Genomic DNA, 12577 nt, shown 5'->3' with positions numbered 1-12577 from the left:
TTCGTTGGCCATGACACCGATATCCCAGACACCTGGCCTCCTCGCCGAGGCCATGGTGGATCTGGGCGCTATTGAACACAACGTGCGGGTGCTGCGTGAGCACGCCGGCCACGCGCAGCTGATGGCGGTGGTCAAGGCCGACGGCTACGGTCACGGTGCTACGCGCGTCGCCCAAACCGCCCTGGGAGCCGGTGCGGCCGAACTCGGCGTCGCCACCGTCGACGAGGCGCTAGCGCTGCGCGCTGATGGCATTACCGCACCGGTGCTGGCCTGGCTGCATCCGCCCGGCATCGACTTCGGGCCCGCGCTGCTGGCCGACGTGCAGGTCGCGGTGTCCTCGCTGCGCCAACTCGACGAACTGTTGCACGCGGTGCGCCGGACCGGCCGGACGGCGACGGTGACCGTCAAGGTGGATACCGGGCTGAACCGCAATGGCGTGGGACCGGCACAATTCCCGGCCATGCTGACCGCGTTACGCCAAGCCATGGCCGAGGACGCCGTCCGGCTGCGGGGGCTGATGTCGCATATGGTTTACGCCGACAAGCCTGACGATTCCATCAACGATGTTCAGGCCCAACGGTTTACCGCCTTTCTGGCGCAGGCCCGCGAACAAGGGGTGCGGTTCGAGGTGGCGCATCTATCGAACTCATCAGCAACTATGGCGCGCCCCGACCTGACGTTCGACCTGGTGCGGCCGGGCATCGCGGTGTATGGGCTAAGCCCGGTACCCGCCCTCGGTGACATGGGGCTGGTGCCGGCGATGACCGTGAAATGTGCTGTTGCGCTGGTGAAATCGATTCGTGCGGGGGAGGGCGTGTCGTATGGGCACACATGGATCGCGCCACGCGACACCAATCTGGCGCTGCTGCCGATCGGTTACGCAGACGGCGTGTTCCGGTCGCTGGGCGGGCGGCTGGAGGTGCTGATCAACGGCAGACGATGCCCCGGTGTGGGGCGGATCTGCATGGACCAGTTCATGGTCGACCTGGGCCCCGGGCCGCTTGATGTGGCCGAAGGCGACGAGGCGATTTTGTTCGGGCCGGGCATCCGGGGTGAGCCCACGGCTCAGGACTGGGCCGATCTTGTCGGCACCATCCACTACGAAGTGGTCACCAGCCCGCGAGGACGTATCACCAGGACCTATCGCGAGGCTGAAAACCGTTGAGCCGTGAGGGTATCCGCAGACGACCGAAAGCCAGGGCTGGGCTTACGGGCGGCGGCACGGCGACGCTGCCGCGCGTCGAGGACACCCTAACGCTGGGGTCCCGGCTGGGTGAGCAGCTGTGCGCTGGCGACGTGGTGGTGCTCTCCGGTCCGCTCGGTGCGGGAAAGACGGTGCTGGCCAAGGGTATTGCCATGGCGATGGATGTCGAGGGGCCGATCACATCGCCGACGTTCGTGCTGGCGCGAATGCACCGGCCGCGGCGGCCGGGCACGCCGGCGATGGTCCACGTCGACGTCTACCGACTGCTGGACCACAACAGCGCCGACCTGCTGAGTGAGCTGGACTCACTGGACCTCGACACCGATCTTGAAGACGCCGTCGTCGTGGTGGAGTGGGGCGAGGGCCTGGCCGAGCGGCTCTCGCAGCGCCACCTCGACGTCCGCCTGGAGCGGGTTAGCCACTCCGACACCAGGATCGCGACTTGGTCGTGGGGCCGGTCATGAGCCGCGTGCAAATAAGCACCGTCTTGGCCATCGACACCGCTACACCGGCGGTCACGGCGGGTATCGTGCGGCGTCATGATCTGGTTGTGCTGGGCGAGAGGGTCACCGTCGACGCCCGAGCGCACGCGGAACGGCTGACTCCCAACGTGCTGGCTGCGCTTGCCGATGCCGCGCTCACAATGGCCGACCTGGACGCCGTCGTGGTGGGCTGCGGTCCGGGCCCGTTCACCGGGCTGCGCGCAGGCATGGCCTCCGCCGCCGCGTACGGGCACGCACTGGGCATCCCGGTGTATGGCGTGTGCAGCCTGGACGCCATCGGCGGGCAAACCATCGGTGACACGCTGGTGGTCACCGATGCACGCCGGCGTGAGGTCTACTGGGCACGCTACTGCGACGGGATTCGTACGGTCGGACCAGCCGTTAATGCCGCGGCCGACGTCGATCCCGGCCCGGCATTGGCGGTCGCCGGTGCGCCGGAGCACGCGGCGCTGTTCGCGCTCCCCTGCGTTGAGCCCAGCCGCCCGTCGCCGGCGGGTCTGGTAGCCGCGGTGAACTGGGCCGACAAGCCGGCGCCGTTAGTGCCGCTGTATCTTCGCCGGCCGGATGCCAAGCCGCTGGCGGTTTGCACGTGACGGCCGACACCGAGCCCGTCACCATCGGCGCGCTGACGCGCGCGGACGCCCAGCGGTGCGCCGAGCTGGAGGCCCAGCTGTTCGTCGGTGACGATCCCTGGCCGCCGGCGGCGTTCAACCGCGAACTGGCCAGCCCGCACAACCACTATGTGGGTGCGCGCAGCGGTGGCACGCTGGTCGGTTACGCCGGAATCTCGCGGTTGGGCCGAACACCGCCGTTCGAGTACGAGGTGCACACCATCGGCGTGGACCCGGCCTACCAGGGGCGGGGCATCGGCCGTCGGTTGCTGCGCGAACTGCTGGACTTTGCCAGGGGTGGTGTGGTCTACCTGGAGGTCCGCACCGATAATGACGCCGCTCTTGCGCTGTATCGCAGCGTGGGATTCCAGCGGGTCGGCTTGCGCCGGCGATATTACCGGGTCAGCGGCGCCGACGCGTACACGATGCGTAGGGATTCGGGGGACCCGTCATGACGACAGTCTTGGGCATCGAAACCTCCTGCGATGAAACCGGTGTCGGCATCGCGCGGCTCGATCCCGATGGCACCGTGACATTGTTGGCCGACGAGGTGGCTTCCAGTGTCGACGAGCATGTTCGGTTCGGCGGCGTGGTCCCCGAGATTGCCTCCCGTGCGCACCTGGAGGCACTGGGTCCCGCGATGCGCCGCGCGCTGGCGGCCGCCGGCTTGAAACAGCCAGACATTGTCGCGGCCACCATCGGTCCCGGGCTCGCGGGCGCCCTGTTGGTGGGAGTGGCTGCGGCCAAGGCATATTCGGCTGCTTGGGGGGTGCCGTTCTATGCGGTGAATCATCTGGGCGGGCACTTGGCCGCCGACGTCTACGAACACGGGCCGCTGCCCGAGTGTGTGGCGTTGTTGGTGTCCGGAGGACATACCCACCTGTTGCACGTTCGCTCGCTCGGTGAGCCGATCATCGAGCTGGGCAGCACCGTCGACGACGCCGCCGGCGAGGCCTACGACAAGGTGGCCCGGTTGCTGGGATTGGGCTATCCGGGTGGCAAGGCGCTCGACGACCTGGCGCGCACCGGTGATCGGGACGCCATCGTTTTCCCGCGCGGCATGAGTGGCCCGGCCGATGACCGCTATGCGTTCAGCTTCTCCGGGCTCAAGACGGCCGTCGCGCGGTATGTGGAAAGCCACGCGGCTGACCCGGGCTTCCGTACCGCCGACATTGCCGCCGGATTCCAGGAGGCCGTCGCGGACGTGTTGACCATGAAGGCGGTACGGGCCGCCACTGCGCTAGGCGTCTCAACGCTGCTGATCGCGGGGGGAGTGGCGGCGAACTCCCGGCTGCGAGAGCTGGCCACACAGCGCTGCGGCGAGGCGGGCCGGACGTTGCGGATCCCCAGTCCCCGGCTATGCACCGACAACGGGGCGATGATCGCGGCGTTCGCCGCGCAGCTGGTGGCCGCGGGAGCGCCGCCGTCGCCGCTGGACGTGCCCAGTGACCCGGGTCTGCCCGTGATGCAGGGGCAGGTGCGGTGACCCGGACATTGCACCTGGCGTACCCGGACACGCTGGCAACCAGGAAGCAAGGGGGGCCCTTGAGTGCTAGCACTCTCATGTATAGAGTGCTAGATGGCAATCGGCTAACCCCTGCGTCGGCACCCGCGACGACGGCGCGAGGGCGCGGACGAATGCCGAATCACCTGGTAATTCGGACGGTTCCGGGGCACGCCCCGGACCGACCGCCAACTCCGGTCCGGGCGAGCGTCCCGGGCTCTGATCCAAATAGTGGAGGGCTCCAATCGTGGCGAAGGTGAACATCAAGCCACTCGAGGACAAGATTCTCGTGCAGGCCAACGAGGCCGAGACCACGACCGCGTCCGGTCTGGTCATTCCTGACACCGCCAAGGAGAAGCCGCAGGAGGGCACCGTCGTTGCCGTCGGCCCTGGCCGGTGGGACGAGGACGGCGAGAAGCGGATCCCGCTGGACGTTGCGGAGGGTGACACCGTCATCTACAGCAAGTACGGCGGCACCGAGATCAAGTACAACGGCGAGGAATACCTGATCCTGTCGGCACGCGACGTGCTGGCCGTCGTTTCCAAGTAGTAGAGCGTGTTCCGCCCCGGCGATCCCCGTGCTCACCACGGGTGATTTCCGGGGCGGCATGCGTTAGCGGACTAGCCCTGCGTAGAGGAGCCTGATGAGCAAGCTGATCGAATACGACGAAACCGCGCGTCGCGCCATGGAGGTCGGCATGGACAAGCTGGCCGACACCGTGCGGGTGACGCTGGGGCCGCGCGGCCGGCATGTGGTGCTGGCCAAGGCGTTTGGCGGACCCACGGTTACCAACGACGGCGTCACGGTGGCACGTGAGATCGAGCTGGAAGATCCGTTTGAAGACTTGGGCGCCCAGCTGGTGAAGTCGGTGGCCACCAAGACCAACGATGTGGCCGGTGACGGCACCACCACCGCAACCATCTTGGCGCAGGCACTGATCAAGGGCGGCCTGAGGCTAGTGGCCGCCGGCGTCAACCCGATCGCGCTCGGCGTGGGAATCGGCAAGGCCGCCGACGCGGTATCCGAGGCGCTGCTGGCATCGGCCACGCCGGTGTCCGGCAAGACCGGCATCGCGCAGGTGGCGACGGTGTCCTCGCGCGACGAGCAGATCGGTGACCTGGTTGGCGAAGCGATGAGCAAGGTCGGCCACGACGGCGTGGTCAGCGTCGAAGAATCCTCGACGCTGGGCACCGAGTTGGAGTTCACCGAGGGTATCGGCTTCGACAAGGGCTTCTTGTCGGCATACTTCGTTACCGACTTCGATAACCAGCAGGCGGTGCTCGAGGACGCGTTGATCCTGCTGCACCAAGACAAGATCAGCTCGCTTCCCGATCTGTTGCCATTGCTGGAAAAGGTTGCAGGAACGGGTAAGCCACTACTGATCGTGGCTGAAGACGTGGAGGGCGAAGCGTTGGCGACGCTGGTCGTCAACGCGATTCGCAAGACGTTGAAAGCGGTCGCGGTCAAGGGGCCGTACTTCGGTGACCGCCGTAAGGCGTTCCTTGAGGACCTGGCGGTGGTGACGGGTGGCCAGGTGGTCAACCCCGACGCCGGCATGGTGCTGCGCGAGGTGGGCTTGGAGGTGCTGGGCTCGGCCCGACGCGTGGTGGTCAGCAAGGACGACACGGTCATTGTCGACGGCGGCGGCACCGCAGAAGCGGTGGCCAACCGGGCGAAGCACTTGCGTGCCGAGATCGACAAGAGCGATTCGGATTGGGATCGGGAAAAGCTTGGCGAGCGGCTGGCCAAACTGGCCGGCGGGGTTGCTGTCATCAAGGTGGGTGCCGCCACCGAGACCGCACTCAAGGAGCGCAAGGAAAGCGTCGAGGATGCGGTCGCGGCCGCCAAGGCCGCGGTCGAGGAGGGCATCGTCCCTGGTGGGGGAGCCTCGCTCATCCACCAGGCCCGCAAGGCGCTGACCGAACTGCGTGCGTCGCTGACCGGTGACGAGGTCCTCGGTGTCGACGTGTTCTCCGAAGCCCTTGCCGCGCCGTTGTTCTGGATCGCCGCCAACGCTGGCTTGGACGGCTCGGTGGTGGTCAACAAGGTCAGCGAGCTACCCGCCGGGCATGGGCTGAACGTGAACACCCTGAGCTATGGTGACTTGGCCGCTGACGGCGTCATCGACCCGGTCAAGGTGACTAGGTCGGCGGTGTTGAACGCGTCATCGGTTGCCCGGATGGTACTCACCACCGAGACGGTCGTGGTCGACAAGCCGGCCAAGGCAGAAGATCACGACCATCACCACGGGCACGCGCACTGAACTCCGGTCAGCAGACGCAAAAGCCCCCGACACGCCGAGCGTGCGGGGGCTTTAGCGTCTGCTCGCGCGGCTTAAGCTGTGCGGCGGATGCCGCGGGTGCGTCCCATGGTGCCCTTGAGGAGTAGGTCGCGCTCGGATTCGGACAGGCCACCCCAAACGCCATAGGGCTCACCGACCTCTAACGCATGGGATCGGCACGCCTCGATCACGGGGCAGCGCCGACACATTTCCTTGGCGCGTTGTTCGCGCTGCGTTCGGGCACGGCCACGCTCGCCGTCGGGATGGAAGAACATCGATGAGTCCATGCCGCGACACAGGCCTTGCAATTGCCAGTTCCAGATGTCTGCGTTGGGTCCCGGTAGCTGCTCCGGCTGTGGCATTGCTGATTCCCTCTCTGCACGACACGCCCAAGTGGAGGTTGGGTTCGCGGACGCGCGAGTTGTGCAACTGAAGTGGAGTGGCGTCACCGATGACTACCGTCAAGGATAGACGCTAGGGGCGCTGCCGAATTTCCGTCAATAGGCGTCCGTTGGCGTGCAATATCGGACCGTTGCGTGAGAATTAACTCTGCGTTCATCTGCGCCGCATTCGCCGCCTGCGCCGCATGCTATCCCGGGCGGATAGATGAGGTATTTGCCCAGGTCATCCCATGCTGTGAGTACGCCTAAATTAGCGCAAAGAAAGCTGTGAGTAATATGCCGTTAACGAAGAAACCACCAACTTTTTACTGATGAAGGCACGGCTATCACGGTGAATGAAACTCCTCACGCTCCGGTGGTTGAGCAAGTGTTGGTCGCTGCCGCCTTCGGAAACCAGCCGGGCAGCTGGCCGCTACCGACGGCGATCACGCCGCACCACTTGTGGTTGCGCGCCGTGGCCGCTGGTGGGCAGGGTCGTTACGCCCACGCCTATGGCGACCTGTCGGTGCTGCGACGCCTGGTGCCGGCGGGCCCGTTGGCATCGCTGGCGCATAGTACGCAGGGATCGTTGTTGCGGCAGCTTGGTTGGCACACGCTGGCGCGCGGCTGGGATGGTCGTGCCTTGGCGTTGGCCGGCGCCGATCGGGAAGCTGGTGCCGATGCACTGATCGGGCTGGCGGCCGATGCGCTTGGCGTCGGCCGCTTCGCCGCCGCGGGGGCATTGTTAGATCGCGCGGATCCGTTGGTGGTGTCCCCGCTCGTGGCGGACCGCCTGGCGGTGCGTCGGCGGTGGGTGGCCGCCGAGTTGGCGATGGCCACCGGCGACGGCGCAACTGCTGTCCGCCATGCCGAGGAAGCGGTCGAGCTGACGCAGGCCATGGCCGTCGCGTCGGCGCGCCACCGCGTCAAAAGCGACGTGGTGTTGGCCGCCGCGCTGTGCAGTGCTGGCGCCGTCGCGCGAGCACGCGCCGTCGGTGAAGAGGCTCTCGATGCCACCGCCCGGTTTGGGCTCTTGCCGCTGCGGTGGGCGCTGGCATGCTTGCTGATCGATATCGGCACCGTCACGTTTTCAGCACAACAGCTGCGCGAACTCACCAAAATACGCAATATTTGCGCAGGCCAGGTGCGGCGCGCCGGTGGATGCTGGCGTACCGCTTAAAACGCGGTTGGGCCGTTATGGTCGATCCGGGAGTTAGCCCGGGATGTGTCCGCTTCGTAACGTTGGAGATATCGCCGTCGATGACAATGCAAGGGGAACGTCTCGACGCTGTGGTTGCGGAGGCCGTGGCAGGAGACCGGAACGCGCTTCGGGAGGTGCTGGAGACCATCCGCCCGATCGTCGTGCGATATTGCCGAGCGCGAGTCGGCACGGTCGAGCGGAGCGGCCTGTCAGCAGATGACGTGGCACAGGAGGTGTGCTTGGCCACCATAACGGCGCTGCCGCGCTATCGGGACCGCGGCCGGCCATTCCTGGCGTTTCTGTACGGCATCGCGGCGCACAAGGTTGCCGACGCCCATCGGGCAGCCGGCCGTGACCGGGCCTATCCCGCCGAAACGCTTCCTGAGCGCTGGTCAGCCGACGCCGGCCCGGAGCAGATGGCCATCGAGGCCGATTCGGTCACCCGGATGAACGAATTGCTTGAGATCTTGCCGGCCAAGCAACGCGAGATCCTCATTCTGCGTGTTGTCGTCGGCCTGTCCGCGGAAGAGACCGCCGCCGCCGTCGGCAGCACCACGGGGGCGGTCCGGGTGGCCCAACACCGTGCACTTCAGCGGCTGAAGGACGAGATTGTTGCGGCAGGTGACTATGCGTGAATTTGGTAATCCCCTTGGCGATCGGCCGCCATTGGATGAGCTGGCCCGCACCGATCTGCTGCTCGACGCACTCGCCGAACGGGAGGAGGTTGACTTCGCGGATCCTCGCGATGACGCGTTGGCCGCCCTGCTCGGACAGTGGCGCGACGACTTGAGGTGGCCGCCGGCCAGTGCCCTGGTTTCACAGGACGAGGCCGTCGCCGCGTTGCGCGCCGGGGTAGCGCAACGGCGACGGGCTCGTCGCAGCCTGGCGGCCGTCGGGTCGGTGGCCGCGGCGCTGTTGGTGCTGAGCGGGTTCGGCGCCGTGGTGGCCGATGCTCGCCCCGGGGACCTGTTGTACGGCCTGCACGCGATGATGTTCAACCGATCGCGGGTCAGCGACGATCAGATCGTGCTGTCGGCCAAGGCCAATCTGGCGAAGGTCGAGCAAATGATTGCCCAAGGCCAATGGGCCGAGGCGCAGGATGAGCTGGCTGAGGTCAGCAGCACCGTGCAGGCCGTGACTGACGGTAGCCGCCGGCAGGACCTGATCAACGAGGTGAACCTGCTGAATACCAAGGTGGAGACGCGCGACCCGAACGCCACGCTGCGGCCCGGCTCGCCGTCCAACCCTGCGGCTCCGGGTTCGGTGGGAAACTCGTGGACTCCGCTGGCTCCAGTCGTCGAGCCGCCGACCCCCCCGACGCCTGCATCGGCAGCTGAACCGTCGATGTCGGCAGGCGTCTCGGAGAGCCCCATGCCGAACTCCACGTCCACGGTGGCAGCCAGCCCCAGCACGCCGTCATCAAAACCCGAGCCGGGCTCAATTGACCCCTCGTTGGAACCCGCCGACGAGGCGACGAATCCGGCGGGGCAGCCAGCACCGGAAACGCCGGTGAGTCCGACGCACTAGCGAGCGCGATCAGCGGCGGCGGAACCTGTCCGCGTCTGGTGCTGCCTCGTTGAGCGAAGCATCGGCATATCCCCGGCAGTAATCCCAGGTGACGTAGGAGTCCGGTTCGGGATCGTAGGCCGGCTCGTGCGGGCGGACGGTGCCGTCGATAAGCAGTTGCAACAGATTGGAACGCAGCATGTCCCAGTCGTGATAGTGGTCTTGCTGGCACTCGTCGCAGCACACTACAAGTCCACGAATTCCCTTGTGCGCCAACAGAGCTTCGTATACGGCCAGATCGGCCAAGTCGGCCTCGACGGCCATCCGCTCTTGTTGATCGAGGGGCTGGCCAGGCTCGACTGCCTCCAGTGCGGCCGACGGGTCACAGGGGTCGTCGGCAAACGGATCGGGCGGCAAACCCGGCGGCAGGTGGTCGCGCACCCCTCTACACTACGCAAGCACGCGGTGATAACGCCAGAAATTGAGTTCTCGCTTCGTGTCGGGCTGACCACACGCTGGCGCAGCCTCGTCGCGGTGTGATTGTCCGGTTCTTCTCGGCCAGCGCTGCGGCGCGCATCGTCACCGGGCGGTTACGAGCCGATAGGATGGGCTTCTCACTGAAAACATGCGTATGGAGGGCCCCACCGATGTCCCGTGGCATGTCCGGCCTGGAAGACAGCTCCGACCTGGTGGTCAGCCCGTACGTTCGCATGGGCGGCCTGACTACTGACCCGGTGCCCACCGGCGGCGACGACCCGCACAAGGTGGCGATGCTGGGGCTGACATTCGACGACGTCTTGTTGTTGCCGGCGGCTTCCGACGTGGTGCCCGCCACCGCGGATACCTCCAGCCAGCTCACCAAGAAGATCAGGCTCAAGGTGCCACTGGTCAGCTCGGCGATGGACACCGTCACCGAGTCGCGTATGGCCATCGCGATGGCACGGGCGGGTGGCATGGGGGTGTTGCACCGCAACCTGCCCGTTGCCGAGCAAGCCGGCCAGGTCGAGATGGTGAAGCGATCCGAGGCCGGCATGGTCACCGATCCCGTCACCTGCCGGCCGGACAACACCTTGGCCCAGGTCGATGCGCTGTGCGCCCGGTTCCGGATCTCCGGGTTGCCGGTGGTCGACGACGACGGTGCGCTGGTGGGCATCATCACCAACCGTGACATGCGGTTTGAGGTCGACCAGTCCAAGCAGGTCGCCGAGGTGATGACCAAAGCCCCGCTGATCACCGCTCAAGAGGGTGTCAGTGCGTCCGCGGCGCTGGGCCTGTTGCGCCGCAACAAGATCGAGAAGCTGCCCGTGGTCGACGGCCGCGGCCGGCTGACCGGGCTGATCACCGTCAAGGACTTCGTCAAGACCGAGCAACACCCGCTGGCCACCAAGGACAGCGACGGCCGGCTGCTGGTGGGGGCGGCCGTCGGCGTCGGCGGCGATGCCTGGGTGCGCGCCATGATGTTGGTCGACGCCGGGGTCGACGTGCTGGTCGTGGACACCGCGCACGCGCACAACCGGTTGGTGCTCGACATGGTGGGCAAACTCAAGTCCGAAGTCGGCGACCGGGTTGAGGTGGTAGGCGGCAACGTCGCCACCAGGTCTGCGGCCGCGGCCCTGGTCGACGCCGGAGCCGACGCGGTGAAAGTCGGCGTGGGGCCGGGGTCGATCTGCACGACGAGGGTGGTGGCCGGGGTGGGCGCGCCGCAGATCACGGCGATCTTGGAAGCTGTAGCGGCTTGTCGTCCTGCTGGCGTGCCGGTGATCGCCGACGGCGGACTGCAGTACTCCGGCGACATCGCCAAGGCGCTGGCCGCCGGTGCGTCGACGGCCATGCTGGGCTCGCTGCTGGCCGGCACAGCCGAGGCGCCCGGTGAGCTGATCTTCGTGAACGGCAAGCAGTACAAGAGTTATCGCGGCATGGGATCACTGGGTGCCATGCGAGGGCGTGGGGGGGCGACGTCGTATTCCAAGGATCGCTACTTCGCCGACGACGCGCTGTCGGAAGACAAACTGGTGCCGGAAGGGATCGAGGGGCGGGTGCCGTTCCGTGGTCCGCTGTCGTCGGTGATCCACCAGTTGACCGGTGGCCTGCGCGCCGCGATGGGCTACACCGGGTCGCCCACCATCGAGGTGCTACAGCAGGCGCAATTCGTCCGGATCACACCCGCGGGCCTCAAGGAGAGTCATCCCCACGACGTCGCGATGACCGTCGAGGCGCCCAACTACTACGCGCGCTAACGGCGACCTGGATATCTAGATGGTCGAGATCGGCATGGGCCGCACCGCCCGCCGCACCTATGAACTCAGCGAGATTAGCATCGTGCCGTCGCGGCGCACCCGCTCGTCGAAGGACGTCTCCACGGCCTGGCAGCTGGACGCCTACCGGTTCGAGATCCCGGTGGTGGCACACCCCACCGATGCCCTGGTGTCCCCGGAGTTCGCGATCGAGCTCGGCCGGCTGGGCGGGCTGGGCGTGCTCAACGGCGAGGGGCTGATCGGCCGCCACCTCGATGTCGAGGCAAAAATCGCCCAACTCTTGGAAGCTGCAGCGGCCGACCCCGAACCGTCGACGGCGATCCGGTTGCTGCAGGAGCTGCACGCGGCACCGCTAAATCCCGACCTGTTGGGTGCCGCGGTGGCTCGCATCCGCGAGGCCGGGGTGACCACCGCGGTGCGGGTGAGCCCGCAAAACGCCCAGTGGCTGACACCGGTACTGGTTGCGGCCGGTATTGACTTGCTGGTCATCCAGGGGACCATCGTCTCCGCCGAGCGCGTCGCCAGCGACGGCGAGCCGCTCAACCTGAAGACCTTCATCTCCGAGCTCGACATACCGGTCGTCGCCGGCGGGGTGCTCGACCACCGCACCGCGCTGCATCTGATGCGCACCGGCGCCGCCGGCGTCATCGTTGGCTACGGCTCCACCCAGGGGGTGACGACGACCGACGAGGTGCTGGGCATCAGCGTGCCGATGGCGACCGCGATCGCCGACGCTGCCGCCGCGCGGCGCGACTACCTCGACGAGACGGGCGGCCGCTACGTGCACGTGTTGGCCGACGGCGACATCCACACTTCCGGCGAGTTGGCCAAGGCCATCGCCTGCGGCGCCGACGCGGTGGTGCTGGGTACCCCGTTAGCCGAATCGGCCGAGGCGCTCGGCGAGGGATGGTTCTGGCCGGCCGCGGCGGCGCACCCGTCGTTGCCGCGGGGGGCGTTGCTGCAGATCGCGGTCGGCGAGCGGCCGCCGCTGGCGCGGGTGCTGGGCGGGCCGTCGGACGACCCGTTCGGCGGCCTGAATCTGGTCGGTGGGCTACGCCGATCGATGGCCAAGGCCGGGTATTGCGACCTCAAGGAGTTCCAGAAGGTCGGCCTGACCGTTGGGGGCTGACG

The 12577-nt window shown here is 67.1% G+C and carries 14 protein-coding genes; 12 read left to right on the top strand and 2 right to left on the bottom strand.

Features of this window, described 5'->3' with window-relative positions; genetic code table 11:
• The first annotated feature begins 4 nt into the window (after nucleotides 1-4).
• From alr to groL, 7 genes are all read left to right on the top strand, one after another.
• Nucleotides 5-1165, top strand: coding sequence for an alanine racemase (alr, locus tag FF952_RS18045; protein WP_023637501.1), 1161 nt, complete (start codon nucleotides 5-7; stop codon nucleotides 1163-1165).
• Nucleotides 1162-1668 carry a tRNA (adenosine(37)-N6)-threonylcarbamoyltransferase complex ATPase subunit type 1 TsaE gene (tsaE, locus tag FF952_RS18040; protein ID WP_003418042.1) on the top strand — a complete coding sequence of 169 codons (507 nt, stop codon included), beginning with the start codon at nucleotides 1162-1164 and terminating at the stop codon, nucleotides 1666-1668. The genes alr and tsaE overlap by 4 nt, the downstream gene beginning before the upstream one ends.
• Entirely contained in the window at nucleotides 1665-2300 is a 636-nt protein-coding gene (gene tsaB, locus FF952_RS18035) for a tRNA (adenosine(37)-N6)-threonylcarbamoyltransferase complex dimerization subunit type 1 TsaB (protein ID WP_003418038.1), read from the top strand. Before tsaE ends, tsaB begins: the two co-directional genes overlap by 4 nt.
• Nucleotides 2297-2773, top strand: coding sequence for a ribosomal protein S18-alanine N-acetyltransferase (gene rimI, locus FF952_RS18030; protein WP_003418034.1), 477 nt, complete (start codon nucleotides 2297-2299; stop codon nucleotides 2771-2773). Before tsaB ends, rimI begins: the two co-directional genes overlap by 4 nt.
• Nucleotides 2770-3804 (top strand): tRNA (adenosine(37)-N6)-threonylcarbamoyltransferase complex transferase subunit TsaD, encoded by a 1035-nt coding sequence (gene tsaD, locus FF952_RS18025; RefSeq protein ID WP_003900052.1) that lies wholly within the window; start codon nucleotides 2770-2772, stop codon nucleotides 3802-3804. Before rimI ends, tsaD begins: the two co-directional genes overlap by 4 nt.
• Nucleotides 3805-4069: 265 nt before the next feature.
• Nucleotides 4070-4372, top strand: coding sequence for a co-chaperone GroES (gene groES / locus FF952_RS18020; protein ID WP_003418028.1), 303 nt, complete (start codon nucleotides 4070-4072; stop codon nucleotides 4370-4372).
• A gap of 94 nt (nucleotides 4373-4466) precedes the next feature.
• Nucleotides 4467-6086 carry a chaperonin GroEL gene (groL, locus tag FF952_RS18015; protein ID WP_003418021.1) on the top strand — a complete coding sequence of 540 codons (1620 nt, stop codon included), beginning with the start codon at nucleotides 4467-4469 and terminating at the stop codon, nucleotides 6084-6086.
• A gap of 71 nt (nucleotides 6087-6157) precedes the next feature.
• Here the strand turns inward: groL and whiB3 are convergent, their stop codons facing one another.
• A complete protein-coding gene (whiB3, locus tag FF952_RS18010) occupies nucleotides 6158-6466 on the bottom strand; it encodes a redox-responsive transcriptional regulator WhiB3 (protein ID WP_003418017.1) in 309 nt (102 codons plus the stop codon).
• A 370-nt stretch (nucleotides 6467-6836) separates the two neighbouring features.
• Here whiB3 and FF952_RS18005 point away from each other — a divergent pair, with 370 nt between their 5' ends.
• From FF952_RS18005 to rsdA, 3 genes are all read left to right on the top strand, one after another.
• Nucleotides 6837-7664, top strand: coding sequence for a hypothetical protein (locus tag FF952_RS18005; RefSeq protein WP_003900051.1), 828 nt, complete (start codon nucleotides 6837-6839; stop codon nucleotides 7662-7664).
• Between the two features lie 80 nt (nucleotides 7665-7744).
• On the top strand, nucleotides 7745-8320 hold the full coding sequence (gene sigD / locus FF952_RS18000; protein WP_003917787.1) for an ECF RNA polymerase sigma factor SigD: 576 nt from the start codon (nucleotides 7745-7747) through the stop codon (nucleotides 8318-8320).
• A complete protein-coding gene (rsdA, locus tag FF952_RS17995; RefSeq protein ID WP_003418011.1) occupies nucleotides 8313-9212 on the top strand; it encodes an anti-sigma D factor RsdA in 900 nt (299 codons plus the stop codon). Before sigD ends, rsdA begins: the two co-directional genes overlap by 8 nt.
• Before the next feature lie 9 nt (nucleotides 9213-9221).
• Here the strand turns inward: rsdA and FF952_RS17990 are convergent, their stop codons facing one another.
• Nucleotides 9222-9632: a DUF5319 domain-containing protein gene (locus FF952_RS17990; RefSeq protein ID WP_003418008.1), complete on the bottom strand. Its 411-nt coding sequence runs from the start codon at nucleotides 9630-9632 to the stop codon at nucleotides 9222-9224.
• 206 nt (nucleotides 9633-9838) lie between these two features.
• Between FF952_RS17990 and guaB the strand changes: the two genes are divergently transcribed.
• Nucleotides 9839-11428: an IMP dehydrogenase gene (gene guaB, locus FF952_RS17985; protein ID WP_003900682.1), complete on the top strand. Its 1590-nt coding sequence runs from the start codon at nucleotides 9839-9841 to the stop codon at nucleotides 11426-11428.
• Between the two features lie 19 nt (nucleotides 11429-11447).
• Nucleotides 11448-12575, top strand: coding sequence for a GuaB3 family IMP dehydrogenase-related protein (locus FF952_RS17980; RefSeq protein ID WP_003418005.1), 1128 nt, complete (start codon nucleotides 11448-11450; stop codon nucleotides 12573-12575).
• Nucleotides 12576-12577 lie beyond the last annotated feature (2 nt).

Source organism: Mycobacterium tuberculosis complex sp. N0072 (assembly GCF_030323725.1).
GTDB classification, from domain to species: Bacteria; Actinomycetota; Actinomycetes; order Mycobacteriales; family Mycobacteriaceae; genus Mycobacterium; species Mycobacterium tuberculosis.
The sequence above is the reverse complement of the archived record's forward strand: the minus strand, read 5'-3'. Positions and strand labels throughout refer to the sequence as shown.

What these genes read in the sequence shown, in the direction of transcription:
- whiB3 (WP_003418017.1), bottom strand. Translation starts at nt 6,466, where the DNA reads ATGCCACAGCCGGAGCAGCTACCGGGACCCAACGCAGACATCTGGAAC.
- sigD (WP_003917787.1), top strand. Translation starts at nt 7,745, where the DNA reads ATGACAATGCAAGGGGAACGTCTCGACGCTGTGGTTGCGGAGGCCGTG.
- tsaB (WP_003418038.1), top strand. Translation starts at nt 1,665, where the DNA reads ATGAGCCGCGTGCAAATAAGCACCGTCTTGGCCATCGACACCGCTACA.
- FF952_RS17980 (WP_003418005.1), top strand. Translation starts at nt 11,448, where the DNA reads ATGGTCGAGATCGGCATGGGCCGCACCGCCCGCCGCACCTATGAACTC.
- tsaD (WP_003900052.1), top strand. Translation starts at nt 2,770, where the DNA reads ATGACGACAGTCTTGGGCATCGAAACCTCCTGCGATGAAACCGGTGTC.
- guaB (WP_003900682.1), top strand. Translation starts at nt 9,839, where the DNA reads ATGTCCCGTGGCATGTCCGGCCTGGAAGACAGCTCCGACCTGGTGGTC.
- groL (WP_003418021.1), top strand. Translation starts at nt 4,467, where the DNA reads ATGAGCAAGCTGATCGAATACGACGAAACCGCGCGTCGCGCCATGGAG.
- rsdA (WP_003418011.1), top strand. Translation starts at nt 8,313, where the DNA reads ATGCGTGAATTTGGTAATCCCCTTGGCGATCGGCCGCCATTGGATGAG.